We start from the raw sequence: 25,542 nt of genomic DNA, 5'->3' as shown, positions 1-25,542 counted from the left end.
TGATGACCCCACCACTCACCCAGGAGCAATTCAATGAGTTCCCTCTTCAACCCGGCCCAGGTTGGCCCCTACACCCTATCCAATAGCCTCGTCATGGCCCCCATGACGCGTTCGCGCGCCGATGATGCCGGCGTCCCGAGCGACCTGGTGGCGACCTATTACAGCCAGCGTGCCAGTGCGGGGCTGATCATCACCGAAGGTGTGTTTCCGGTAGCGCTGGGCAAGGGCTATGTACGCACTCCTGGTATCGAAACGGCAGAGCAAGTCTCTGCCTGGCGTAAAGTCAGTGATGCGGTACACGCTCGTGGTGGCCGAATCTTCATGCAGTTGATGCACTGCGGGCGCATCTCGCACCCTTCGCTGCTGCCTGAAGGTGCCCAGCCCGTCGCCCCCTCCGCTATCAAGCCTGCCGGTCAAACCTGGACTGCCCAGGGGCTGCAGGACTTCGTAACTCCGCACGAACTGAGCGTTGTGGAGGTTGCTGAAACTATTGAGGGTTATCGGCAAGCCGCGAGACTGGCCATCGAGGCCGGCTTCGATGGCGTGGAACTGCATGCGGCGTCGGGTTATCTGCCAGAGCAGTTCCTCTCTTCGGGCAGCAACCAGCGCACGGACGAGTACGGCGGCTCGGTAGCCAATCGAGCTCGCTTCGTCCTTGAGGTGCTTGCAGCAATGGCAACCGAAATCGGCGGAGAACGTGTCGGGATCAAAATCTCGCCCGAAATGAACTTCAACGACATCGTCGATGACAACCCGCGGAAAACCTACACCTATCTGGTTGAGCAGCTTCGCGGCCTGAATCTCGCCTACCTGCATGTCGCGCTGTTCGGCGCAAAAGTGGACTACCACGCCATTCTCAAGCCGCTATTCAGCGGCAGCTACCTGATCGGTGGTGGACTCAACCAACAATCCGCAGAAGCACTGCTGGCAGAAGGGCGTGCTGATGCAGCGGTATTCGGTAGCGCCTTCCTCGCCAACCCTGATTTGCCGGAGCGCTTCCGCCAGCATGCCGTGCTCAATGCACCAGATAAGGACAGCTTCTACAGCCCAGGGCCGCAGGGTTACATCGACTACCCGACCCTGAGCGAGGGCGCCTGAGGTAACCCATCATGACCAGCACCGTACAGTTGCAGCGCATGAGCCATGGTGAGCAGTTCCGCGCCTTTACCTTGCGCGGAGGCACTTTCGCAGAGCCGATTGATCCGTTTCTCGCGGTCGACCATGCCTGGATCAGTGGCCCTACCTTCCCACCTCATCCACATGCCGGCTTCTCGGCCGTGTCCTACCTGTTCGATGACTCTGAAACCGCCATCGACAACGAAGACTCGCTGGGGAACCGCAATCTGATCCAGCCGGGTGGGCTGCACTGGACGGCTGCTGGCAGCGGTGTAGTGCATGAAGAAGTGCCAGCTGAGGTAGGCCGCACTGTTCACATGCTGCAAATCTTCATCAACCTGCCGCAAGCCAAGCAGGGCAATGCCCCTTTTGCACTCAGCCTGGCCCCTGAAGATGTCCCAGTGGTTCGCGTGCCCGGTGCGGTGGTGAGAGTGCCTCTGGGGAGCTTCGCTGACGCCAACTCACCACTGACCCCGCCGACCAACGTTCGCATGCTGGATATCAGTCTTGAAGCCGGCACCGAACTCAGCATTCCACTGAGTGACCGCGAAAGTGCTTTCGTCATGCCGATCAGTGGGGAAATCCGAGTGGACGGCCTGGTCTTCGACCTCGAGCAGGCAACAGTCCCTGTAATAGCGCCTGACCGAGCCCAGAGACACATTGCCCTGCAAGCCGGGCCTGATGGTGCTCGCGTGGTGGTTTTCAGCGGAGTTCCGCTTCACCAATCGGTGTACTGGAAGGGGCCGTTTGCCTTGGCTTCAATGGATGCTTTGGCCCATGCCGTAGCGTCCTACCAGAAAGGTCTGTTTGGGAAGCTGCAGCCCAGATAGCTGGCCCAGACAGGTCTCACTACAGGGTCACTGCACCCTGATTCCCACTGACAGGAGATAAACATGAACAACGTACGCTTCAATGCCGACAACTCTGCGCTGCTGCTGATCGACCATCAGGTCGGGACCATGCAACTGATCAAGAATATTGACACCCAACTGGCCGCTAAGCAGTCGATCGCCCTGGCAAAAATGGCAAAGATCCTGAACATGCCGACCGTGATTACCTCCAGCCAGGAAGATCACGCCCAAGGTCCGATCCTCCCGGAAATAGCTCAGATCCTGCCTGAAGCCCATGCGGCCCGTATTAAGCGTCCTGGTGTGGTCAACGCTTGGGCCTATGCCGAATTCCGTGATGCAGTGCTGGCCACCGGTCGCAAGAATCTGATCATGGCGGGCGTGACCACGGACGTGTGCCTGATCTTCCCGGCTATCGATGCTGCCCTCGAAGGCTTCGCTGTGCAGGCTGTAATGGATGCATCAGGGTCGCCCAGTGATCTGTCCGAGGAGTTCTCCCGCCAACGCATGCACGACGCAGGTGTCGTTCTCACAGCAACCAACACGCTGATGGCAGAGATTGCGCAAGACTGGTCTACGCCCCAGGGTCAGCAACTGATCGGCCTGTTGTTCAGCGATGTATTCCCGGCCTTAGGTGCCAGCATCTCCTGAACCCCCTCCCGCGACTGGCATGGCGAAGACCACGTGCCTTCGCATGCCAGCCTGCCTGATGCTCGGCTCTAGCGTCCGCTATGGGTCGAATGCTGCCAGTAGCAACGAACCGCAATCTGCCAGCCACGCCCCCTCAAGGGGCGCCGAGGAACCAGCGGTAATAGGGGTTGTCGCCATCATCCAGCGCCACCTGCCGGGCGTCCCGCGCCCAGCCCTGGCGGTCGCCGCGGTAGGCGCTCAGGCTCAGGTCGTAGAAGCGTCGCAGCCGCAACCAGTTGTCGTTGACCGAAGCCTGGACCGACGGCAGGGCGTTCTCCAGCGGGGGCGCCGTGCGCAGGGCGAGCAGGGTTGGCAGCACGCGGGCGATCTCCTTCGGGCGAACCCAGGGCGCGTACTCGATGCGCGGGTGATCGTCGGTCACCGGCAATGCATCGCCGGCGTAACGTTCCAGTCCGGCGCGGTCGGTGACCCAGGTGGCCAGCAGGGCTTCGACCGAGTCGACCCCGACCTCCCCCAGCGCGGCGGCGACTTCCGGCTGCTCGAAGCGCTGGCGGATGTTCGTCACGTCCAGGTGCAGCGGCTGCAGCGAGCCCACCAGCAACATCTCGTGGAACTCGGTGGTCCACAGCGTGGCGTAAGGGAATACGTCGATGAAGCTGCGCACCAGCGAGCGGCTTTCCTCGTCGTTCTGCGTCGGCAGCGGCAGCCACTGGGCGACCACGCCGCCCTCCTCCAGGCTCGAGGCGGCCAGCTGGTAGAAGTCGCGGGAGTACAGGTTGACCACACCAGCCGCAGACGGCGGCGGCGGCTCCAGGGTGATCATGTCGTAGCGCTCGGCGCTGCGCAGCAGCTCGCGGCGGCCGTCACGCAGGCGGATGTCCAGGCGCGGGTCGTGGATGGCGTCGAAATTGCCCTTGAAGCTCGGCGCGGCGGCCAGCACTTCCGGCAGCAGCTCGGCCACCACCGGATGTTGCAGGTCGCGGTAGCGCAGCATGGCGCCGGCGGTGATGCCGGTGCCGAAGCCGATCACCAGCGCCGAACGCGGCTCGCCGTTATGGATCAGCAGGGGCAGCAGCGCCTGCAGGCGCATGTAGCGCAGCGACGGCATGGCATCGCCGGTATTGGAGACGCCCTGGATGTAGAGGCGGTTGAAGCGGTTTTCGCCACGGCCCTGCTCCACCACCGCCACGGTGCCGCCACGGCCTTCGGCGTAGTAGCCGATGCGGCCGTTGCGCGCACCCGGCATCAGCTCGGCCAGCAGCTGCGGCGGTGTCGTGGCGCCGATGCCCACCGCCAGTACCGCCACGCCGGCAACGCCCAGGCGCAGCTTCCTGCTCACGCCCTCGCCGCGCCACACGGCCAGCAGGCCGATGACGGCGGCCAGCGCGCCCAGCACGGCCAGGGTGCGTACCAGCCCCAGGCCGGGAACAAGCACGAAGCCTGTCAGCATCACCCCGGCAATACCGCCCAGGGTATTGAGTGCCACCACCACGCCGACATCGCGGCCAACGTGGTCGCGGTCCACCGACAGGCGCAGGGCGATGGGGAACGCCGCACCCAGCAGGGTCGTCGGCAGGAACACCACGCACAGCGCCGCCACCGCGAAGCGCGCGCACATGCCCGCCAGCTCGCTGCCGCCAGCCTGCATCACCAGCCATTCGACGCGGGTCTGCAGGCCGATCAGCCAGGTGCCGAGACCGGCGATCTGCGCAATGGCCAGCAGCCCCGCCGCAGCGATTAGCAGGCCGAACAGGCCCCAGGGATCGCGGATGCGGTCGGCGCGCCGGGCATACAGGGCGCTGCCCAGCACCAGGCCGCAGAGGTAGGTGGCCAGGACCACGGCGAAAGCGAAGGTGCGAGTGCTCATGAACTGGACGATGGATTGCGTCCAGACCACCTCGTACCCCAACGCAACCCCACCGGCAACGCAGTAAAGCGCTATGGCCAGGCGTGCCGCGCTGCTGCGCGGGCCGGCTGCCGGTGCATCCTGCACCTGGGTCCGTGCCGCCTGCTGGCGAATCAGCAATGCCCCGCCAGCAGCGAACAGGTTGAACACAGCCGCCGCGCAGGCGCTGCCCAGCACACCCAGCCAGGGCAACAGCACGAAGGCAGCCAGCAGTGTGCCGGCGATCGCGCCTGCGGTGTTGGCCGCATACAGGCCACCGCCGGCGCGGCCCATCTGGCCTTCGGCGGGTTCCAGCGCGCGCACCAGCACCGGTAGCGTGCCGCCCATGAAGAACGCCGGCACGCCGACCAGCACGAACGGCAGGGCCCAGGCCAGGGCGCCGAAGGCGTCTTCCAGGAAGGCAAAGGCGCTGGCGGCATTGGCCAGCGCGACGGTGGCGGCTACCGCCAGCAGCGCCACCAGGAATTCCAGACCGGCGTACAGCCGCAATGGTCGCTCCAGGCGATCCGCGAGACGGCCGAAAGCCAACCCGCCCAGGGCCAGCCCGGCGAAAAAGGCACTGATTGCGGTGGTGACGGCATACACCTCCACCCCCACCACCAGGGACAGCTGCTTGACCCACAACACCTGGAACACCAGCGCCGCTCCGCCCGAGGCGAACAGCAGCAATGCCGGCACCCAGGCCGCGAGCCCAGGTTTCGATTGGAGCTGCGTCGGGGTGGCGCGACGGGTGTTCATCGGGGACGAGCTGACCGCTGGAGGCATCGAATCAACCTTGTCTGACAGAAAAGCCCCCGCGATAGCCAGGCTATCGCGGGGGATGGGTCGGGCGCCCCGATTCGGGCGCCCCGGTTGTCGCTCACTACTTGGCGCCCTGCTTCATCTTCGCTTCGATCTTCGCATCAACTTCCTTGCGCACCGATTCGATGCTGAAGCTGGCCGGTTTCTGGCTCGGCGGGTACTCGACGAAGGTCTGCAGGAAGGCGGCCGCCTTGCGTTCGCCCTGGAACAGCAGGTAGTCGTTCTTCGCCAGCCAGTCGTAGTACTGGTCGGAGACCGTGTCCGCGCGCTCGTACGGGTCCATCCGCAGGTTGAACAGCTTGGGCACCCGCAGGCAGGTGAAGGGCTCGCTCCAGACCTTGAAGCCGCCCGGCGCGCGCTGCTCGCAGAACACCAGCTTCCAGTTGCCAAAGCGCATACCCACCAGGTCGCCGTCATCGCTGAAGTAGTAGAACTCGTCACGGGCGCCCTTGTCGGTCTTGCCAGTCAGGTAATCCAGCTGGTTGAAGCCGTCCAGGTGCACCTTGAAGTTCTTGCCGCCGACATCGGCGCCCTTGAGCAGGCGCTCCTTGATGTCGGTGTCGCCCACCGCGGCCAGCAAGGTCGGGAACCAGTCCAGCCCCGAGAACATCTGGGTGGAGACGGTGCCCGGCTTCACATGGTTCGGCCAGCGGATCATCGCCGGCACCCGGTAGGCGCCCTCCCAGTTGGAGTTCTTCTCGTTGCGGAACGGCGTGGTCGCGGCATCCGGCCAGGACCACTGGTTCGGACCGTTGTCGGTGGTGTAGATGACGATGGTGTTGTCGGTAATCTTCAGGTCATCCACCGCCTTGAGCAGCTTGCCGACATCACCGTCGTGCTCGAGCATGCCGTCGGCGTACTCGTTGCCCGGCATACCGCTCTGCCCCTGCATGGCCTCGCGCACGTGGGTGAAGGCGTGCATGCGCGTGGTGTTCATCCAGACGAAGAAGGGCTTGTCCGCCTTCACCTGCTTGTCCATGAAGTTGATCGCGGCCTGGGTGGTGTCGTCGTCGATGGTCTCCATGCGCTTCTTGTTCAGCGGGCCGGTGTCCTCGATCTTGCCGTCGGCGGTCGCCTTCAGCACACCGCGGGGCGAGGCGGCCTTGGTGAAGGCCTCGTCGTCCTTGGGCCAGTACGGACGCTCTGGCTCCTCCTCGGCGTTGAGGTGGTACAGGTTGCCGAAGAACTCGTCGAAGCCGTGCTTGGTCGGCAGGTATTCGTCGCGGTCGCCCAGGTGGTTCTTGCCGAACTGGCCGGTGGCGTAGCCGTGGGCCTTGAGCGCCTGGGCGATGGTGACATCGCGGTCCTGCAGGCCCACCGGCACGCCGGGCATGCCGACCTTGGACAGGCCGGTACGCAGCGCCGCCTGGCCGGTGATGAAGGTGGAGCGGCCGGCAGTGCAGCTGTTCTCCGCGTAGTAGTCGGTGAACATCATGCCTTCCTTGGCGATGCGGTCGATGTTCGGCGTCTGGTAGCCGACCACGCCGAAGGCGTAGGCGCTGATGTTGGTCTGGCCGATATCGTCGCCGAATATCACCAGGATGTTCGGCTTGTCCGCCGCACTGGCGACCGAGCACCCCACTATCGCCGTCGCCGCGAGGGCGAACCGCGATATCCATCTTCCCGTGCGCTTCATTGGTGTTTCTCCCTTCCAGTTACTCATCGTTTGCCACGACTGCGTCACTGGAGATGCCGACTACCTGGCTGGAAATCCCCGTGTCCCTGCGGTTCGCCTGTTGGCTTGCTATTGATCGAACGGATAGATCCGCTTCCACTCCCTTGCCATGTCCACTACTACCCAGTCCTTGCTCTTGGCCATGTCGAGCGCCTTGTCCAGGCGCCCGACCTTGCTCTGCCGATCGTAGGCCCACTCGCGTTTTTCATCGGTGTGGTGCACCAGGCCGGCAAAGCGCAGCCCTTTGCCCGCGGTGGTCCATTGCAGCATCTGCAGGTCGCCGTCGGAGTTGCCGAAGGCCAGGATCGGCCGACGGCCAATGATGCTGTCGATGCTCTCCGGCTTGCCGGGGCCGTCGTCGTTGTGCACCAGCTTGGGCAGGCGCTGGATCGACAGTTGGCCGTTGCGGTCCTCGAAGCGGCTGCCCAGGGTGGTGCCGATCACCTGTTCGGGCGGGATGCCGTAGACCTCCTCGGCGAAGGCACGCATGAACGCCACTTCGCCGCCGGAAACGATGTAGGTCCTGAAGCCGTTGGCGCGCAGATAATCCAGCAACTCCAGCATCGGCTGGAACACCATCTCGGTGTAAGGCTTGTGGCTGCGCGGATGGCGGGCGCTGGCCAGCCAGCTGCGGGCGTTGGCGATGAACTCGTCGGTGCTCACGCCCGCATGGGTGGCGGCGACTATCTCCAGGATGCCCTGCATGCCGCTGTCGGCCAGGGCCTTGTGGTCGCCTTCGAGCACCGCCTTGAACGGCTGCTTCTCTTTCCATTCCGGGTGCTGCGGCGCCTGCCGTTTCACTTCGTCCAGGGCGAAGAGCACCTGGAAGTACATCGGCTGCTCGCTCCACAGGGTGCCATCGTTGTCGAACACGGCGATGCGCTCGGCCGGCGGCACGAAGTCCTTGCCGCCCTGCTGGGTCACCGCCTCGACGAAGGCGACGATGGCCTGCCGCGAGGGGCCGTCGTTCCATGAGGGCAATGCGTCTGCCGCGCGGACCAGGAACGGCATGCCCAGGAGCAGCAGGAGCAGCCAGCGGGCCATCGGTGGAGCGAGTTTCGAATGCATGTCACATCCCTGGATCACGGATTCAAGGGTTTGAGAGCGTGGGCCGGCAAGTCCGTCGGCTTGCCCTGGCCCAGTTCCCGGCGGATATCCGGCAAAGCCTGGATCAGTGGTTGCGGCCCCGCGCCGGGCTGCGCGCCCGGACGCCCGTAGCGGGCCCTTAGGAACGCTAGCAAAGGATTGACGGCTTTGATGGTGCGATTGGGAATTGCAGCACTCATTTCACGACAACCGTTCGTCCGACGAAGCCAGAGATAAAGCGCCCCCACTTGCGGCGGCTCGCCTTCGAGTTGCTGGCGGACCTGTCGCCAGGCATAGGCTGGCGAGTCCCGCCAGGCCTGACGGCGGTGCTCGATAGCAGCCCGGGCAGCCACGCGCAGCGGCCCGCCCCAGGCGCGTACGGCATAGGCAACAGCTGCCAGCAGCGCCAACCCGGCGGCCAGCGCCAGCCAGTGACTGGCGATACGCACCTGCGCCCGGCGGCCCAGTTCACGCAGATCGTCACTGATCGAGAATGGCGCCTGGTAGACAGCCGCACCGCTGGCCGACAGTTTCAATGCGGGAAGCGAGACCGATTGCTCCTCGCCAGTGTCCGCCGCCCACCAGTGCAACTCGATGGCCGGCAGCTGGAAGTCACCCGGCCGGCTGACCACATAGGTCGCCGCGTCCATGCGCTCGCCACCCAGCACATCGCCACGGCCGTCGCTGAGGGGCTGCACGGTTGGCGATTGCAGGTAGCGACGCAGCCCTTCCGGTTCGGCGAAATCCGCTGCGGGAATCAGCATGGCCTGGGCGCCCTCGGCGCGGACATGCACCTTGCGCGTCACGCTGTCGCCCACCCGCAGCGGCTCATGGGACTTCGTGAGTTCCTGGCTGATGGTCACCCGGCGCGCCACCAGGCGCTGCGCCGATTCGCTACCTGCGCCGGCGGGTTGGCGTGCCGTGAAGTGCAGCGCTTCGCTGTGCACCTGGATCGCACCACTGCCCTGCCCCGGCTGGACCTGAATGTCCAGCGGCGGGATGTCGAAGCCACGTGCCGTTTGCGGGGTGATCTGGTAGTGGAAGCGCAGGCCGAAGAAGGTCTTGCCATCGATCTTCTCGGTGAGGTGCGTGGCCTCGCTGGCCGGTTCGGAGACCAGTGCGCCGGCCAGTTTCAGCGGCGGCAGTTGCGGCGGCTGGCTGAACCAGGTGTCCACCAGCAGATCGACCTGCAGGCTGAGCGTGCCGCCGACCATCGCCGAATCCCCCGGCAACAACTGGGTGCGGACCCTCACCTCGGGCTCGGCGGCCAGCCCGAGCAGCGGCAGGCACAAGAGCAGAGCGGCGAGCACGTGCTTCATGATCCCGCCCCTTTTGCCGCGTCCTGCAGCATGAACTTGCGGCGCAGGAACTGCGCCGGCGACGTGCTCAGGTTGTTCAGCCATTGCTCGTCCGACTCGGCCGCGCCTTTCTTGAGCACCACGTTCTTGCCCTTGTCGGCCGTATTGTCGAAGACTTCCTGATCGGGCTTCTCGCCCGGCGGGCCGGCCTCCTGCTGGTCCTCGCGATCCTTCTCCAGCGCCTGGGCCAGCGCCAGGTTGGCCGTGGCCTGCGGGAAGTCGGCCTGGCGCTTCAGCGCCTGGCGATAGGCGCCGATGGCCTGGTCGAACTTCGACAGGCGCACGTAGGTGTTGCCCAGATAGAAGTAGGCCTGCGCCGTATCCAGCCGGGCGAAGCTGGCCAGGGCCAGCGGGTAGTCCGCCGCGTGATAGGCAGCCACCCCCTTCCAGAACGGATCGCGGAACTGCGCGGCCGCCTGCGGATAGTGCCCGTGCTCGAATGCCCAGCGCCCCTGCTGATCCGCGGTGAAGAAGGCATCGGCGAGCACTCCCGCGCGCGCCGGCTCAGGCAGGCCGCCCAGGCTGGCGGCGAGCAGCAGCGCGCTCAGCCAGTGCACCTTCCAGCCTTTGCGCACGCTCAGCAGCACGAGCAGCAGCAGGGGCCAGCAGAGCCAGTAGCCAGCATCCTTCCAGTGCAGTTGCTGATCATCGCCCTGGGCGGCCTGGAAGTGCTGCTGGGCGTGCAACTCGATCCAGTCCAGGTCATCGTCGTTGAGGGTCAGGCTGCCCAGGGGCGCATCGGCGGCGTCCGCCAGGCCCTTGAGGCCTTCCGCATCGAAGGTAGCGAGCAAGGGGCGCCCCTCGGAGTCCCGCTGCCCACCGGCGAGCAGGCCGCCGTCCTGGCTGCCGACCGCCAGCACCAGCACCTGCAGGTCGCTGCCACGCAGCGCCTTGTCGATGGCATCGAACTGCCCCTTGTCGGCGCCATCGGTGAGCAATACCAGTGTGCCCGGCGAATGCTCGGCGGCCAGCAGCTGCACGGCTTTCTCGATGGCACCCAGCGCATCCTTGCCTTCGCTCTGGATCAGGCCGGGCGAAAGCGCCTGCAGGAAGCTGTCGAGCAGCGCCGCGTCCTGGGTTGCGGGCAGCACCAGGTGCGCGCTGCCGGCGTAGGCGATCAGTGCCGTGGAACTGCCCGGCCGGCGAGCGATGAGGTCGTGCAACTTGTGCTTGGCCGCCTCGATGCGTGAAGGCGGGACATCATTGGCGGCCATCGAGGGCGACAGGTCCAGCGCCAGGATCAGCGGCGCGCGGTTCTCCATGAAGGCCGGGCGATCCTGCTCCCAGGTCGGACCGGAAGCGGCCACGCCGCCAACCACCAGCAGCGCACCCAGCAGCTGCACCGGTCGCACGCGGTGCTGGTCGACCGGCGTGATCACCAGGTGCTGCAGCAGGTGGGGCGCGATGATCCCGTCGAGGCGACGCGCCAGGTCGTGGCGGCGACTCCAGAGCAGCGGCAGCAGGATGCCCGGCAGCAGAAGCAACAGCCATACCGGGCGGAGGAAATGGAAGGCGCTGAGATCGATATCCATCAGCCCTCCGTTTCCTGGCCGACCTGCGCCGCACGCGGAACGGCCAGCCGCCCGGCAATGGCCGCCAGCACATGCGCCACCAGCAGCAACAGCAAGGCAGCGCCCAGCGGCAGCCAGAACAGGTCGCGCTTGGGTTGGTGGCTGAGGGTTTTCACCTGGTGCGGGGTGATCTGGTCCAGCGTCGCGTAGACCTCCTGCAACGCCTCGCGGTCGCCCGCGCGGAAGAACCGTCCGCCGGTGGTATGGGCGATATCGCGCAGGGTCTGCAGGTCCACCTTCGACTCGCCGCTGGCCTCGGGGTCGCCGATGCCGATGGTGTGCACCACCACACCGCGCTCATGGGCCATGGCCGCGGCGTGGCTCGGCGTGATGGCACTGCCGGTGTCATTGCCGTCGGTGAGCAGGATCAGCACCTTCTGCTGCTCCGGCGCCTTTTCCAGCAGCTTCAGGGTCAGCCCGATGGCATCGCCCAGGGCGGTGTTGGGCCCGGCCATGCCGATGCCCACTTCGTCCAGCAGCATCAGCAGGCTGGCGTGGTCCTGGGTCGGCGGCGATTGCGCGAAGGCACCGGTGCCGAAGACGATCAAGCCGATGCGGTCATCCTTGCGCTGGCCGATGAAGTCGCGCACCACGCCCTTGACGATGCTCAGACGATCCACGCGATTGCCTGCGGCATCCCGGTAGTCGCTGGTTTCCATGGATTGCGAGATGTCGATGGCCAGCATCAGGTCGCGGATCGGCTGCACGCGCTGGATGGGCTTCTCCACCAGCACCGGGCGCGCACAGGCGAGCAGCACCAGTGCCCAGACCAGCAGGTTGAGCGGCAACTGCCAGCGCCCGCCAGCGGTGCCGCCACGGCTTGGCTCCTGGCCCGCAGCGTGGCTCATGGCGGCGAAGAACGGCACCCGCAGGGCGCTGCGCGACTCGCGGTAGGCCGGCAGGTAGCGCCAGGCGAGCCAGGGCAAGGGCAGCAGGAGCAGCAACCAGGGGTACTCAAGCTGCCACATGGTGCACCTCGACCCATTGCCGGCAGGCCGACAGCAGCGCCTGTACCTCCTGCTCGTCCATATTCGCGACCCTGGAGTCAGGTGCGTACGCCAGCAGCGTCAGTTGCCGCTGCAGATCGGCCGGCAGCGCCGCCGGGGTGCGTGCCTGCAAAAAGGCCTGCCAGTCAGCACCGCCCAGGGGCGCCGAAGCAGCACCATCGGGCATCGACAGCGCGACACGCTTGACCAGAATCGGCAACTGGCGCAGCGCGGCCAATCGATGGGAAGGCTCTCTGATGGCCGCACCGAGTTCATCGAGCAAGGCCAGCGCCTCGCGCCGGTAGCGATCACGCTGCCATTTCCGGTAGCGCCAGAAGCCCCATGTCGCCAGGAGCAGCAGCAACACGATGGCGAGCCAGACCCAGGCCCAGGTCTGCGGCCAGTAGCTGACCAGCGGAGCCGGCGGCGCCAGTTCCTGGAGTTGATCGATGCTGGGAATGCTCATCGCGCCAGGCGCCCGAGTTCGCCGCGCAGCTGCTCCAGGGCGTCGCGGCCGCTGCTGAACATCATCAGCGGCACCTGGCTGCGGCGCAGCAGCGTCGCGACATCCTTGAGCCGCCCGGAAAGAAACTCACCCAGCGGCCGGTGGACCTGGCGCCGGCCCACTTCCAGCTCGACCTGCAGCTCGCCCTGGGTGACCGTCACCCGTCCCTTGTCGGGCAGCTGCAGGGCGATGGGGTCGAAGACCTGAAGGGCCAGCACGTCGTTGTGCGCACTCAGCTGTCGCAGCAGTTGCAACGTCTGCTCGGTGACGCCGGCAAAGTCGCTGATGATCACCACCAGGCTGTCGTGTCCGGCCACGCCCAGGCACTGGCGCAGCACACGGTCCAGCTGCCCCGGTGAGTCCTCGTCGCTGTGCGTGGCGTGCAGCGCGTGGTTGTAGCGGACGATGGCCGCGCACAGCGCCTCTACCCGCGCCCGGCTGCGCAGGGGGCGGATGTACTCGATGTGTCGGTCGCCGAACACCAGGCCGCCGACCCGGTCACCGGCCTGCAGCGCCATCCAGCCGCCGAGCGCTGCAAGCTCGGCGGCGAGCACCGACTTGAAGCTGCGTCGGGAGCCGAAGTACATGCTCATGCGCTGGTCCACCAGCAACAGGGTCGGCCGGTCGCGCTCCTCGGTGTAACTGCGCACGAAGGGCTTGCCGTAGCGCAGCGAGGCGCGCCAGTCGAGGTGGCGCAGGTCATCGCCGGGGTTGTACTGGCGCAGTTCGTCGAAGCTCAGGCCGCGCCCGCGCAGGCGCGCGGCGTGGCTGCCGGAGAGCACGCTGGAAAGCGGTTGCCGCGACACAAAGCTCAGCCCGCGCACGCGGTGCTCCAGCAGCATCAGCTGCGGCAGCGACGCATAGACAAAACCATCGGCAACCGGCTGCGATTCGGCCATGGAAACCCTCCTCAGGCCGGGATCGCCACTTTGTCCAGCAGACGGTCGATCACCTGATCGGCCGCCACGCCATCGGCAACGGCGTCATAGGACAGCAGCAGGCGATGGCGCAGCACGGGGTGCACCACGGCACGTACATCGTCGGGCGTCACGTAGTCGTTACCCGCCATCCAGGCGTGGGCGCGGGAAACCCGGTCCAGGCTGATGCCGCCGCGCGGGCTGGCGCCCACCTTCAGCCAACGGGCCAGGTCGGCGTCGTAGTCGGCCGGACGGCGCGTGGCGTTGATCAGGTCGATGAGGTAGCGGTCGATGGCCTCGGAAACATGCACGTCGCCGACTTCCTTGCGGGCCTCGAACACGGCCTCCTGCGCGAGCGGCGTGATCGCCTCGGGCGGCGTGCCGGACTGCTGGCTGCGCTCCTCGGCGCGCACCAGCTGCAGCACGCGGGATTCGTCCTCGACCCGTGGGTAGTCGATCAGCAGCTTCATCAGGAAGCGGTCCATCTGCGCCTCGGGCAGCGGATAGGTGCCTTCCTGCTCGATCGGGTTCTGCGTGGCGAGCACCATGAACAGCCCGGGCATGCGGTGGGTCTGCCCGGCCACGGTGATCTGCCGCTCTTCCATGGCTTCGAGCAGTGCCGCCTGGACCTTGGCCGGGGCGCGGTTGATCTCGTCGGCGAGGATTACGTTGCCGAACAGTGGCCCGGGCTGGAATTTCAGCTGGTTGCCCTGCTCGGTCTGCTGAAGGATTTCCGCACCGGTGATGTCCGAGGGCAACAGGTCGGGGGTGAACTGGACCCGGCTCATCCGCGCATCGAGGTGCTGCGACAGGGTCTTTACGGTACGGGTCTTGGCCAGGCCCGGGAGACTTTCCAGAAGGACATGACCATTGGCCAGAAGGCCCAGCAGGATGTGCCGGACGGTTTCTTCCTGGCCCAGCACCTGCGCCGAAACGGCGGCCTCCAGGGCTGCAATCTGTTCACGCATGGACACGGGTTTGTTCCTTGTTCCGTCGATTCGGATTCCCTGCCGATGGCGTGCTGGAGCTGCGCTCCAGACACACTGCCGTGCCACCGCCTGCCCGTTACTCTAGCAACTGCTTTCCGCCGCGCCATGCTGGCACCTGTCGTGAAATGAGCAAGCCAGCACAATGGCCGCCTGGGCTGCGCTCGTAGAAGCAGGGACTGTGCCCGCGCTGGCCAACGGGTCCGGCACCGATTATTCGGCCTCGCGCCACCGCCGGCGGGCGTGCTGGTAGGCGTCCTGGTCACCGTAGCCCAGGCGTGTAGCGATCTCGCCGGCAGTCAGCCCCTGCAACTCGAAGTGCTGCTCCAGCTCGCCACGAACCAGGTCCAGCAACTGGCGGAAGCTCAGCCCCTGCTCTTCCAGGCGTCGGCGCAAGGTCCGCGCGCTCTGGTGCAGGGCCACAGCCTGCTCCTCCAGGCCGGGCACCCGCCCTTCAGCGAGGGCCCGGCGCATGTTCCGCGCCAGCTTCCCGGCCCAGCCACTGAGCTGCCGCTGGCGGCCCAGGCGACGCTCCAGCTCCTGGCAGATGATCTCCAGCATGCCGGCGTGGCGGCTTGCCAGCGCTCTGGTCAGGTCCTCTTTCGCGTAGTACAGGCGATTGCCGCGACCGGAAAACGTCACCGGCACGCCGAACGCCTCAGCGTACCGGGCGTGATAGGCCGGGCGCGGGTGGCTGAACTCCACGCGCAAAGGTGTGATCGGGCAGCCGGTGGCCTCACGCATCACGGTGAGGCTCATGACGAAGTAGTGCTCGACGGTGAAACGCGCGAGATCGGCCGGGGCATCGATCATCACTTCCACCCCGGCGCCATTCTCGTCCTCGACGTAGTCAATGGTGTCCATGTCCGACGCCAGTCGCCCGTATCGCGCCCAGAGCTGCAGGGCCTCGCCGATGCTGGCGCAGTAGCCGGCGGAGATCGCCAGGATGTGGCGGTCCTGTGCCGTGAACTGGCCGAACAGGTGCAGACCGATGGCAGGGTCGTGCTGCTGGGCCTCGGCCAGCAGCTCCTCCAGGGCGACCATGCTGTAGTCGCCCTCGCGATGCCGGCGCATGCCCAGCAGGTAACGCTCCAGCACCAGCCCCAGTGAACCACGGTGGTAACGCTGCGGATTGGCCACTTCTCGGGGATTTCTGTCCATTTCACGCCTGACGTGGGCCGAGCCCTTGTTTTCTTATTGTGCTTGCCGCGCCCCGAAGGGCAACCAAGAAGCCAACAAGAAGCCAACAAGAAGCCAACAAGAAGAGAGTGCCATGAACTCTGAACTGCTCGCCAATAATCCGACCCCCGTGGTGGTCGCGATCTTCATTGCCTTCATACTGCTGGAAATGGCCTGCGCGTGTTTCCGCCAGCCCGCTTCCCGGCGCCGCGACGCCCTGGTGGAAATCTTCGGCTCGGGCATCCTGCTGCTGGTCACCTTCCCGCTGATCCTGTTCACCACCAACCACCTGCTGGGCCACTTCGCCCCGCAATTGCAGGGTCGCCTGGCCGACCTGCCGTGGTACGCCGCCCTCGGCCTGTTCCTGGTGCTCGACGACATGACGCAGTACTGGTGGCACCGCCTGACCCACCGCGTTCCCTTCCTCTATGCCCTGCACCGCGCCCACCATTCGGCGCCGTACATGAGCATCCGCATCGTCTATCGCAACAACAGCTTCTACTACCTGCTGATGCCGGGCATCTGGCTGACCAGCGCACTGGTCTACCTGGGGCTGGCCAACTTCTACTACGGCTACCTGATCGTGAAGATGCTGGTGATCTTCGGCGCACACAGCAGCGTCGCCTGGGACGACAAGCTCTACAACATCCGCGTACTGCGCCCGCTGATGTGGCTGCTGGAGCGGACCATCTCGACGCCTGCCACCCACTCCGCGCACCACGGCCTGAACGCCGAGGACGGCGTGACGAACTACAAGGGCAACTTCGGCAACCTGCTGTTCTTCTGGGACGTGCTGTTCGGCACCGCGAAGATCACCCGCCGCCGCCCTCCGGCCTATGGCATCGAGGACATGCATCCGGTGAGCTGGCAGCAGGAAGTGTTCTGGCCGCTGGTGCGTGATGCACAACCACAGACACAGTCCCAGGATGCAACGGAGATCGCCCGATGAACCTGAACGTCACCCTGATCGCCGGCTCCAGCCAGCAATCGAGCCAGTCCGCCAAGGTCGCCCGCTATCTGGCCGAGCGCCTGCAGGCGCTGGAAATCTGCAGCAGCGCCAGCGTCGTCGACCTCGGCCGCACCCCGCTGCCACTCTGGCCGGCGCCGATCGAGGACCACGCCTGGGTAGAGCAGACCGGGCAACTGCAGCGTGCCGACGCCCTGGTGGTGATCTCGCCCGAGTGGCACGGCATGGCCTGCCCGGCGCTGAAGAACCTGTTCCTCTACGCCGGCTATGCCGAGCTGGCGCACAAGCCGGCGCTGCTGGTGGGCGTGTCGGCGGGCCTGGGCGGCTCCTACCCGCTCTCCGAACTGCGCGCCTCCAGCTACAAGAACTCGCGCATCTGCTACCTGCCCGAGCAGTTGGTCATCCGCCAGGTCGACCAGGTGTTGAACACCGTCGAACCCGCCGGGGAAGACGACCTGCGCATCCGCCGCCGGTCCGACTGGGCCCTGCGCGTGCTCAGCGAATACGCCCACAGCATGAAGGGCCTGAAGGAGCGCATCCAGCTCGAGCACCGCGACTTCCACAACGGGATGTAGCGGCCACGGAGAGAGTCTCCGCGCTGGTGCGCTAGCTGACTGTCGCAAAGCTCTGCAAATCAGCCAGCAGCATCAGACGCTCGGAGAGGCCGCAGCACCGGGTGCTCGGCGGCCCGGTCGACGAGTTCCGCGCAGATCAGGCAGGCGACATCAGGTCATTGAAGACCTGCAGATGGTGGTCATCGTCACCCAGCTGGCGGGCCACCATCAGCAGGTGCTTGGCATGGTGCGAGAGCTGGTATTCCCAGGTCAGGCCGATGCCGCCGTGGAGCTGCACACTCTCGTCGGCGATCAGGCGGGCTGCCCAGCTGACGATGTACTTGGCCGCCGCCAGGGCACGGCTGCGCTCGATGCTATCGGGTTCATCGGCCAGGCACGCGGCGAGCAGCGCCATGGAGCTGGCCTGGTCCAGTTCGATACGCAGGTCGACCATGCGGTGCTGCAGCGCCTGGAACTTGCCGATGACGTTGCCGAACTGCTGGCGTGTTTTCAGGTAGTCGAGGGTCAGCGCACAGGCCGCTTGCTGCCGACCGCCTCGGCGCACTGCGCGGCGATGGCCCTTCCCTGCTGGCAGCGCAGCGCGGCCAGCGCGCCGCCTTCCGCGCCCAGCAGGGCGGCGGTGGGCATGCGCCCGTCCAGCGTCGGGTAGTCCCGGCGGCGCACGCCGGGGCTGTCGGGGTCGACCAGGAACAGGCTGATCTCCGCCTCGTCCAGCGGCTCGCCCTAGGTGCGTGCCAATACCAGGATCAGCCCGGCTCTCTGTCCGCCGAAGACCACTCGCTTGCGTCCGCCCAGCCCTCTCCAGGGTGGGCGGACATATACCGACAAAGGTTAATAGAGCAGTCTTTCAGATACGGTCTATCGTCTTCGTGGCTCCTTCCAACCGTGACCACAGAGACCTATAGATGGCGCATCCATCCCGTACACAGACACTCACCAGTCGCTTCGATTTTGCCACCACGCTGGCGCGCCTCCACGAGGCGCTGGACTCGCACGGGGTGACCGTGTTTGCGGATATCGATCAAAGAGCGGCTGCTCTGCAGGCCGGGACCTCGCTGCGCCCGACGCAACTGATTCTGTTCGGCAATCCCAAAGGCGGCACTCCGGCCATGCAGGCCAACGCCCATGCGGCGGTGGAGCTGCCACTGCGCGCGGTGGTCTGGGAAGACGAGCAGGGTGCGGCGCATATCGATTACCAGGATGCCGCCAGCGTCCTTGCTACGGAGTACGGTTTGCCGCCGGAAATCGCAGCACCGCTGGCTGTGGTGGGGCCGCTGTTGCGCGGCGTGGCTGGCTTGGACTGACACAGACCGGTCTGTTCCGACAGCGCAGTTCTTGTCCGGCCTGAGTACCTGCGACAGGTTCGCGATGACTGCAAACGAGGAGACAATTCCATGACTGTTCGCCCGTGGGACGTTTCTGCTCCCGCCCCCGATGTCGTCTTCGCTCTGGCAGAGCAGCCTGCTTTCCGTCCGGGCGAGCGGGTACGCGTCGCCACTCGCTCGCCGGTGGGGCATTACCGAGTACCGATCTATATCCGCGGCAAGGTGGGCACGGTCGAGGCCGTTGTCGAACCGTCTGCCGTAGACAACGAGCAGGAAGGCTTTGGCCGTAACGCGGGTGCAAAGCGTCACTACTACCGTATGGCATTCCCCATGACCGAGATCTGGCCGCAGTACGCGGGCTCGGCCCAGGATGGGCTGAGGATCGAGGTCTTCGAAACCTGGCTGGAGAGAGTCGATCAATGAGCGAAAAGGGACACGACCACGATCATGACCATGACCATACCCACGACGAAATTGCAGAGTCCGGCGGGCCGGGCTACTACGAGATCATGGAGACGGCCGTCCGCGAATTGCTGGTGGCCAAGGGGCTCATAGGCGCCGACGAGATTCGCCGGCAGATCGAAGTGCTGGATTCGCGGACGCCCGCACTGGGGTCCAGAGTCGTTGCGCGGGCATGGACCGACCCGGCATTCAAGGCGCGCCTGCTTGCCAACGGTCGTTCGGCCTGTGAAGAGCTGGGCATCAGCTTCTATGACGATACGCAGCTGATAGCCCTGGAGAACACCGAGAAGGTCCACAACCTTATCGTCTGCACGCTCTGTTCCTGCTACCCGAGACCGCTCCTGGGGCTTCCGCCGGACTGGTACAAGCTCAAGCCTTACCGGGCGCGTGCGGTCAGCGAGCCGCGTGCGGTGCTGGCCGAGTTCGGCACACAGATCCCCGATGATGTGGAGATCCGCGTCAGCGACTCCACGGCGATGGTGCGCTTCCTGGTGGTGCCGAAACGCCCCGAGGGAACCGACGGTTACAACGAGGAACAACTGGCCGCTCTGGTGACCCGTGACTCGATGATCGGTGTCATTCCCGCCACCGCCCCGGACGCAAGGAGCGCCCCATGACTCAGAGTGAACAACTGGTCCGCCGCCTTCCCAACGATATCGGCGGCGACGAGGCCGGCCCGATCGACCGGACCGAACATGTGCTGGAGCCCTGGGAAAAGCGCTGCCATGCCCTGGCGGATGTCCTCGACTTCCACAAGATCATCAATACCGAGGAAAAACGCCGCGGCGTCGAAGCACTGGGTGCGCAGATGATCTCGGCGCTGAGCTACTACGAGCGGTGGATCGTGGCGTTCGCCAACCTCTGCTTCGAGAAGCAGATTCTCACTCCCGAGGAATTGGCGAGAAAGATGGACGAAATACAGCGGCGCCATGCCGCCACGGAGGCGGGCTAAGGTCCCGCGGCTTTCACGACCGTTCGTCCGGCAGGTTGAAAAGGCATTTGATGCGCATTGACCTTGACATGATGTCAAGGTTGAAAGTGGCTCCATCCACCAAGCAACAGGAGTCGCGAGAGATGATCAGCATTGAAGTCAAAGACATGACCTGCGGCCACTGCGAAGCCACTCTGCGCAAGGTCATTGCGGCAGTGGACGCCAGTGCCGCTGTGAAGGTCGACCTGTCGGCGCGTCGGCTGCAGATCGAGTCCGACGAGGACCCGATGCAGTTTCTCGACGCCGTGCGCGCCGCCGGGTACAGCCCGGCAGCAGTGGGGACGGTGACCGCCAACGCCGGTGAAGCCAAGGAAAAGCGCGGCTGCTGCTGCCGGTAACTGCAACAAGGCGTCGACTCGCCGTCGGCGCCCGACTTCCCCGGAAGGTGGACATGGATAAGCCACACAGAAAGCGTTCGGATGAACGCGCACAGACCCCATGCACAGCCCCTGCCCCCGCACAGGGGTCGGATGCCTCGACCAACCATCACTTTCGCTCATCGCCGGCAGCTCCCTGCTGCGCGACGACTATCGCCGCGCCATGGCGCTGGGATGAGCAGACGGGCTGAGCCCGCCAGGTGATGCCCCATGACAGATGACCACGCTGGCTCGCTAGAGAGCCTGGCGCGGACGAGTACGCTTTTTCAACGAGGAGATCGACATGCAAAGCATCAAGAACAAGCTTCTGGCCGCCGTGCAGATCGGCCTGCTGGCCTTTGCAGGCAGCGCCTTTGCCGCCGACAAGGTCTATACCGCCAACGAGGGCGCGGCGGTGGTCGACGTGCTCGACGCCGCTTCCCTGAAACCCCTGTCCAGCATCCATGTCGGCATGAAGCCGCACAACGTGCAGGTATCGCCCGACGGCAAGTTCGTCTGGGTGACCAACATGGGAGAGCCCGGCAAGATGGCCGCTGACGGAGCGAAGCAGGAGAGCGAGGGTGGGCACCATGACAAGCCCGGTGCAGTCTGGGTCATCGATGCCGGCACCGAGGCGGTGGTCGCCAAAGTGCCAGTGGGCAAGCACCCCGCGCATGTGGTGGTGTCCCCCGACGGCAGCCTGGCTTACGTCAGCAACAGCGCCGACAACACCATCAGCGTGATCGATGCCGCGACCCGCAGCCCGCTGGCGACCATCCCGGTCGGCAAGTTCCCCCATGGCTTGCGCATCAGTCCGGATGGCAAGGAGATCTATATCGCAGACATGAAGGGCGGCACCGTATCGGTCGTCGACACCGCCAGCCGCAAAGAAGTGGCGCAGATCCCTGTCGGCAAGATGCCCGCACAGGTCGGCTTCACCCCGGACGGTCGCCTGGTTGCCGTTTCCCTGGCCGGTGAAAACGCAGTCGCCGTGATCGACACCGCCACACGCAAGGTGGCGCACAAGGTGAGCGTCGGCAACATGCCCATTCAGCTGTTCGTGACCCCGGACTCGCGCACCCTGGTGGTCGCCAACCAGGGCTCACATGAAAAGCCCGGCAACTCGGTCAGCGTGGTCGACCTGGAAAGCTTCAAGGTCGCCAGTACCGTGGAAACCGGAGCTGGTGCCCATGGTGTGGTGATCGACCGTGAAGGACGTTATGCCTACGTCACCAACTCCTTCGCCGACTCTGTGTCGAAGGTAGACATCAAGGAAGGCAAGGTGGTCAAGACTGTGGCGGTGTCGAAGAACCCCAATGGCATCAACATGACGCCGTAACGCAACGCCGATCTGCCTATGTCACTGGCCAGCGCCCGATGCACAACATCGGGCGCTTTGTTTCTTGCGGTGATGAGGGGCGGTTGGGGATTCAAGGCCCAAGTTGGTGTATCAATCGCCTGCAGGCCTTGCCATTACGGCATTTCAGCCTGACGACAAACAACAACCAACTCAGGAAGCACTCGAAAATTGTGGGAAACCGGGGCTCAGAATCACCCGGAGCGCGTTCAGATCTTCTAAGGGCCTTGCTTTCTGCTGGTGACAGCAACCGACTCAAACCGGACGGCCAATCGCTGTCAGTGAAGACAATCGGCCGCCTACCTAGACGGAATGTTCGTCATGCAGCCGATCCCGCCGAAAGAGATTTACGGTTGTGCAGTGTCCTGCCGGGTCACGTGGGTTGTTTGCCCAAAGGCCCTATACGTACTACGGTCAATCGCATTGACAGGGATGGTCGCGCTTTCATACCGAGCTGCTTGGATTCTGCGTTCCATTCCGCCGCCCTTTGGCCGTTGGACCCAGCATGGAGCGCTTATGAAACCCCCAGGCCTGGCAAGCGCAGTAAAGGAAGACCTACCCAGCCAGCACGTCCCGCTGTCCCTTCCGTGTCTGCGCCGAGGCGAGACAGCCCCCAGCAGGCACCGGCCCGGTATCTCCGAGCTGATCCGCCCGACCTCCGTAACGCTGGCCATATTGGCATGTCTCGATGCTTCACCGGCGAGCGCGGTGTTGATTCCCGAAGACACTTACACAACGCCATTCCAGGTTCTCGCCGGCGAAGAAAAGACTTTCGTCGGCGGCACAGTTATAAGCCCCCTCCCTCCTTTCCCACCCCAGCTGGGCGGGAGCGGTGTGCGGGTTCTCGGCGGTACCGCAATTTTTGACCCCCATCTCGGGGACGGCACGCCGATCCATATCAACGTCAGTGGGAATGCGATTGACGGGTTGTACCTCAATGGCGGCAGCATCGTTGTGAATCCCGGCGGAACCTATGTCTATGCAACCGGCGGCAGCGTGCGGGGAATTTATAACGTTATCAGCACGGCTGTGCCCTCGCAGTTCGACGGAGCCGAAGTCTACGTCACCACGGACTACGTCGGCTCCGATGCGCTGCGCACCTACGGAGCGATGGCCACGACGGTCTTGCGGGACTCCACCCTGACAACGCTGCGGGACACCTCTATAGGAGCCCAAGTTTGGCGAGGTGCCAAAGCCGACTTGCGTAATACCGCCATCTCGACCAGGGTTTCAGGGCATATGGCGTGCAGGTTTTCGAAAGTAGCAGTGAGGTCCAGGCCACGGACGGATCTATCACGACGCAAGGCTCCGAGGCTCACGCCGTTCTCATTCAATCAAGTGGAAAATTCTCCGGCTCGGGCACCTCCGTGCACGCGCAGGGCATGGGAGCCGTTGGCGTCTATGTAAACAGCAATGGCGTCTTTGACGCGGACGGTGTGCGTATTCGGTCTGATCACAGTCATGGCGTTTACGCCACTGGCGCGGGACGGGTGGATTTGAAGGATACCGAGATTACTGTCGTGGATCCTGGAACCTTCGGGATTTTTATCAACGGTTCGGCACCGGCGACCATGACGGGAGGTGTTATCCAGACTCAAGCTGATCGGTCAGTGGCTGTACGCAACCAATCGGGCGCGGTCATGGACATCAATGGAACTCAGGTACAGACCGTGGGCCAGGCTTCATACGGTGTTCATGTGGAGGGATGGGGGACGATCAACCTGGGGCCTGAAGGCTCGACTGACACAGTCGTCACTACACAAGGTGCAGCCGCCGACGCGGTACGTGTCTCGCCCAATGCCACGCGTTTCAGTACCACTGGCGCTGAGTTGCGGACAACCGGTGCCAACGCCCAGGGCCTGCATTTGACCGGCACTACAGGGGCAGCAGCGAAAGTCTTTGAGCTGACCGGCTCGACGATTTCTTCTGCGTTAGCTGATGGTATTCACCTGACTACCGGTCCCGCCACGATCGATCTGAGCAACTCGTTCGTATCGGGCGGCAATGCTGCCATCAATATCGGCGCGGACTCCGCTGCAACGGCGGACATCAACGCGAGCGGTACGCAGATAGAGGGGCGCATTCTCACGCAATCAGGCAGTACGTCCAATCTGTCCATGGCTGCCAACAGCGTGTGGCGCATGACCGGCGACTCCAACGTGACGAACCTGGTCAACGATCCCAGCCTGATTGACTTTTCCGCTCCGGTGGGAGGTGTGTTCAAGACTCTGACCGTCAATACCTACAGTGGCGATGGCACGATTGCACTCAACACGTTCCTGGGCGGCGATGATTCGCCTTCAGACAAACTGGTGATCGATGGCGGTAGTGCCACCGCCCTGCCGACTGGCAATACCGCCGTGCTGATCCGCAACGCACGGGATGCCGGCGGCGTAGTGGGACAAGGCGCGCTGACCACCGGCAACGGTATCCTGGTGGTGGATACCCTGAATGGCGCTACGACTTCCCTCGATGCCTTTCGCCTGGCTGGCCGCGTTGTCGCTGGCCCCTACGAGTACACGCTGCGCCGCTCGCGCATCGACGGCAGCAACGATGAGGCCTGGTACCTGCGCTCCACCGCCATCGCGCCTGATCCCGACCCGGATCCAGATCCAGATCCAGATCCAGATCCGAGCCCCGATCCAGACCCAGACCCAGACCCTGGTCCAGATCCGGATCCCGGCCCCGATCCTGCCCCGGATCCAACCCCAGAGCCATCGCCGCAACCGAATTTCCGTCCCGAGGTGCCGCTCTACGGCGCGCTCCCCGCACTGGCGCTGGTCTATAACCGAACCCTGGTCGACACCCTCCACGAGCGCGTGGGCGAGGAGCGACCGACAGGCTGGCAACAGCCACCGGCCCAGGATGAAAGCACCTGGGGCCCCTCCCTGGGCTGGGGGCGCGTCATCTATCGCAGCGGCAAGCAGGACGGTGACCGCAAGGACGCCGTCGGCAAGACCCCGGAGTACAACTACGACCTGACTGCCTTCCAGGTCGGCGCCGACCTGTACCGGAAAGAGCGGGCCGACGGCAGTCGCGATCAGGCCGGTTTCTCGCTGGGCATCGGCAGTATGGACGCCGGCGTCAGCCACTACACCGGAAGCAATGCCGGCGATGACACGCTGCGGGCGTACAGTCTGGGCGGCTACTGGACGCACTTCGGCCGCGAAGGCTGGTACCTGGACGGTGTTCTGCAGGTCAGCCGATACGACATCGAGGCGCGCCCCAACGAGCTGGCCAAGCTGAAGACCAAGGGCTGGGGCTATACCGGGTCGCTGGAAGGTGGCTACCCCTACGAGGCGAGCAAGAACCTGTGGGTCGAGCCCCAGGCGCAGGTGATCTACAGCTACGTCGACCTCGACGACAGCGACGACGTGGGGGCCGACGTGCGCTTCCGCGATGTGGAATCGTTGATCGGCCGACTGGGCGTGCGTCTAGCTAAAGACTGGGAGACAGAGGGCAGCGACAAGACTCGCCGTCGCACTCAAGGCTGGATTCGTCCCAGCGTCTGGCATGAATTCAAGGGCCAGCCGAAGACCGAATTCTCGTCGCAGTCAGGCTACATCCCGTTCGAGGCGGACATCGATGGCACCTGGGGCGAGATCAACCTGGGGGTCGACCATCAGGCCAGCGAGAAGGTGACCTTCACCGTCTCCGCCGGCTACCGCGAGGCCTTCGATGGTGACAGTCATGGCTACGATGCGGCGGTCGGATTCAAGTATCTGTTCTAGAGACGTTGAGCGGGCCGTCAGGCGCAGGTTTGACGGCTAAGGCTCTCCACTCAGCTTGTTCGGTGTCCGCTCCTGGCCGGAAGCTGCCCTCCGCACCGGCCAGCCATCGGGCAGAAACGGACCATCGCCAACCTGCAGTTTTCAAGCAACCCCACATCCCGTATATTTGATAACGATTGTCGTTTGCAAATTG

Annotated in this window: 22 protein-coding genes and 1 pseudogene; 12 read left to right on the top strand and 11 right to left on the bottom strand. The window is 64.8% G+C overall.

Annotated features, from left to right (window positions below):
* The first annotated feature begins 33 nt into the window (after positions 1 to 33).
* The 3 genes from IB273_RS15445 to IB273_RS15435 all read left to right on the top strand — a co-directional run bounded on the left by IB273_RS15445 (position 34) and on the right by IB273_RS15435 (position 2,615).
* Positions 34 to 1,098 (top strand): alkene reductase, encoded by a 1,065-nt coding sequence (locus IB273_RS15445; RefSeq protein ID WP_192224437.1) that lies wholly within the window; start codon positions 34 to 36, stop codon positions 1,096 to 1,098.
* 11 nt (positions 1,099 to 1,109) lie between these two features.
* Positions 1,110 to 1,946: a pirin family protein gene (locus IB273_RS15440; RefSeq protein WP_192224436.1), complete on the top strand. Its 837-nt coding sequence runs from the start codon at positions 1,110 to 1,112 to the stop codon at positions 1,944 to 1,946.
* Between the two features lie 63 nt (positions 1,947 to 2,009).
* Positions 2,010 to 2,615, top strand: a complete 606-nt coding sequence (locus tag IB273_RS15435) for an isochorismatase family protein (protein ID WP_192224435.1) — start codon at positions 2,010 to 2,012, stop codon at positions 2,613 to 2,615.
* A 133-nt stretch (positions 2,616 to 2,748) separates the two neighbouring features.
* Here the strand turns inward: IB273_RS15435 and IB273_RS15430 are convergent, their stop codons facing one another.
* The 10 genes from IB273_RS15430 to IB273_RS15385 form a co-directional block, all read right to left on the bottom strand.
* Positions 2,749 to 5,259 (bottom strand): fused MFS/spermidine synthase, encoded by a 2,511-nt coding sequence (locus tag IB273_RS15430; protein ID WP_192224434.1) that lies wholly within the window; start codon positions 5,257 to 5,259, stop codon positions 2,749 to 2,751.
* Between the two features lie 124 nt (positions 5,260 to 5,383).
* Positions 5,384 to 6,958 carry an arylsulfatase gene (locus IB273_RS15425; RefSeq protein ID WP_081518446.1) on the bottom strand — a complete coding sequence of 525 codons (1,575 nt, stop codon included), beginning with the start codon at positions 6,956 to 6,958 and terminating at the stop codon, positions 5,384 to 5,386.
* Between the two features lie 108 nt (positions 6,959 to 7,066).
* Entirely contained in the window at positions 7,067 to 8,065 is a 999-nt protein-coding gene (locus tag IB273_RS15420; protein ID WP_151187572.1) for an HAD family hydrolase, read from the bottom strand.
* Positions 8,066 to 8,079: 14 nt separating this feature from the next.
* Entirely contained in the window at positions 8,080 to 9,402 is a 1,323-nt protein-coding gene (locus tag IB273_RS15415) for a BatD family protein (protein ID WP_151187573.1), read from the bottom strand.
* Complete coding sequence (locus IB273_RS15410; RefSeq protein ID WP_192224433.1) at positions 9,399 to 10,973, bottom strand: VWA domain-containing protein; 1,575 nt, start codon at positions 10,971 to 10,973, stop codon at positions 9,399 to 9,401. Before IB273_RS15410 ends, IB273_RS15415 begins: the two co-directional genes overlap by 4 nt.
* Entirely contained in the window at positions 10,973 to 11,980 is a 1,008-nt protein-coding gene (locus IB273_RS15405; RefSeq protein WP_081518450.1) for a VWA domain-containing protein, read from the bottom strand. Before IB273_RS15405 ends, IB273_RS15410 begins: the two co-directional genes overlap by 1 nt.
* On the bottom strand, positions 11,967 to 12,464 hold the full coding sequence (locus IB273_RS15400) for a DUF4381 domain-containing protein (protein ID WP_081518451.1): 498 nt from the start codon (positions 12,462 to 12,464) through the stop codon (positions 11,967 to 11,969). The genes IB273_RS15405 and IB273_RS15400 overlap by 14 nt, the downstream gene beginning before the upstream one ends.
* A complete protein-coding gene (locus tag IB273_RS15395; RefSeq protein WP_081518452.1) occupies positions 12,461 to 13,402 on the bottom strand; it encodes a DUF58 domain-containing protein in 942 nt (313 codons plus the stop codon). The genes IB273_RS15400 and IB273_RS15395 overlap by 4 nt, the downstream gene beginning before the upstream one ends.
* An 11-nt stretch (positions 13,403 to 13,413) precedes the next feature.
* Positions 13,414 to 14,394 carry an AAA family ATPase gene (locus tag IB273_RS15390; protein ID WP_192224432.1) on the bottom strand — a complete coding sequence of 327 codons (981 nt, stop codon included), beginning with the start codon at positions 14,392 to 14,394 and terminating at the stop codon, positions 13,414 to 13,416.
* Positions 14,395 to 14,619: 225 nt separating this feature from the next.
* Entirely contained in the window at positions 14,620 to 15,567 is a 948-nt protein-coding gene (locus IB273_RS15385; RefSeq protein WP_192224431.1) for an AraC family transcriptional regulator ligand-binding domain-containing protein, read from the bottom strand.
* Positions 15,568 to 15,679: 112 nt separating this feature from the next.
* On the opposite strand from IB273_RS15385, the gene IB273_RS15380 reads away from it, so the two are divergent.
* Both IB273_RS15380 and IB273_RS15375 read left to right on the top strand, forming a co-directional pair.
* Entirely contained in the window at positions 15,680 to 16,534 is an 855-nt protein-coding gene (locus tag IB273_RS15380) for a sterol desaturase family protein (RefSeq protein ID WP_151187579.1), read from the top strand.
* Positions 16,531 to 17,127, top strand: coding sequence for an NADPH-dependent FMN reductase (locus IB273_RS15375; RefSeq protein ID WP_081518456.1), 597 nt, complete (start codon positions 16,531 to 16,533; stop codon positions 17,125 to 17,127). Before IB273_RS15380 ends, IB273_RS15375 begins: the two co-directional genes overlap by 4 nt.
* Before the next feature lie 136 nt (positions 17,128 to 17,263).
* Here IB273_RS15375 and IB273_RS15370 read toward each other — a convergent pair.
* Positions 17,264 to 17,922 (bottom strand): annotated as a pseudogene (locus tag IB273_RS15370) (acyl-CoA dehydrogenase); the annotation flags it as partial.
* Positions 17,923 to 18,032: 110 nt separating this feature from the next.
* Between IB273_RS15370 and IB273_RS15365 the strand changes: the two are divergent.
* From IB273_RS15365 to IB273_RS31760, 7 genes are all read left to right on the top strand, one after another.
* Complete coding sequence (locus IB273_RS15365) at positions 18,033 to 18,431, top strand: DUF302 domain-containing protein (RefSeq protein WP_192224430.1); 399 nt, start codon at positions 18,033 to 18,035, stop codon at positions 18,429 to 18,431.
* A gap of 90 nt (positions 18,432 to 18,521) precedes the next feature.
* Positions 18,522 to 18,875, top strand: coding sequence for an SH3-like domain-containing protein (locus tag IB273_RS15360; RefSeq protein WP_081518459.1), 354 nt, complete (start codon positions 18,522 to 18,524; stop codon positions 18,873 to 18,875).
* Positions 18,872 to 19,531: a nitrile hydratase subunit alpha gene (gene nthA, locus IB273_RS15355; protein ID WP_081518460.1), complete on the top strand. Its 660-nt coding sequence runs from the start codon at positions 18,872 to 18,874 to the stop codon at positions 19,529 to 19,531. The genes IB273_RS15360 and nthA overlap by 4 nt, the downstream gene beginning before the upstream one ends.
* Positions 19,528 to 19,866 (top strand): SH3-like domain-containing protein, encoded by a 339-nt coding sequence (locus tag IB273_RS15350; RefSeq protein ID WP_081518461.1) that lies wholly within the window; start codon positions 19,528 to 19,530, stop codon positions 19,864 to 19,866. Before nthA ends, IB273_RS15350 begins: the two co-directional genes overlap by 4 nt.
* A gap of 122 nt (positions 19,867 to 19,988) precedes the next feature.
* Positions 19,989 to 20,243 (top strand): heavy-metal-associated domain-containing protein, encoded by a 255-nt coding sequence (locus IB273_RS15345; RefSeq protein WP_192224429.1) that lies wholly within the window; start codon positions 19,989 to 19,991, stop codon positions 20,241 to 20,243.
* Between the two features lie 322 nt (positions 20,244 to 20,565).
* Positions 20,566 to 21,600, top strand: coding sequence for a beta-propeller fold lactonase family protein (locus IB273_RS15340; RefSeq protein ID WP_192224428.1), 1,035 nt, complete (start codon positions 20,566 to 20,568; stop codon positions 21,598 to 21,600).
* A 1,262-nt stretch (positions 21,601 to 22,862) separates the two neighbouring features.
* On the top strand, positions 22,863 to 25,349 hold the full coding sequence (locus IB273_RS31760; RefSeq protein WP_318652481.1) for an autotransporter outer membrane beta-barrel domain-containing protein: 2,487 nt from the start codon (positions 22,863 to 22,865) through the stop codon (positions 25,347 to 25,349).
* Positions 25,350 to 25,542: the final 193 nt, after the last annotated feature.

The organism is Pseudomonas sp. PDM19, from assembly GCF_014852215.1.
Classification (GTDB): domain Bacteria; phylum Pseudomonadota; class Gammaproteobacteria; order Pseudomonadales; family Pseudomonadaceae; genus Pseudomonas.
The sequence above is the reverse complement of the archived record's forward strand: the minus strand, read 5'-3'. Positions and strand labels throughout refer to the sequence as shown.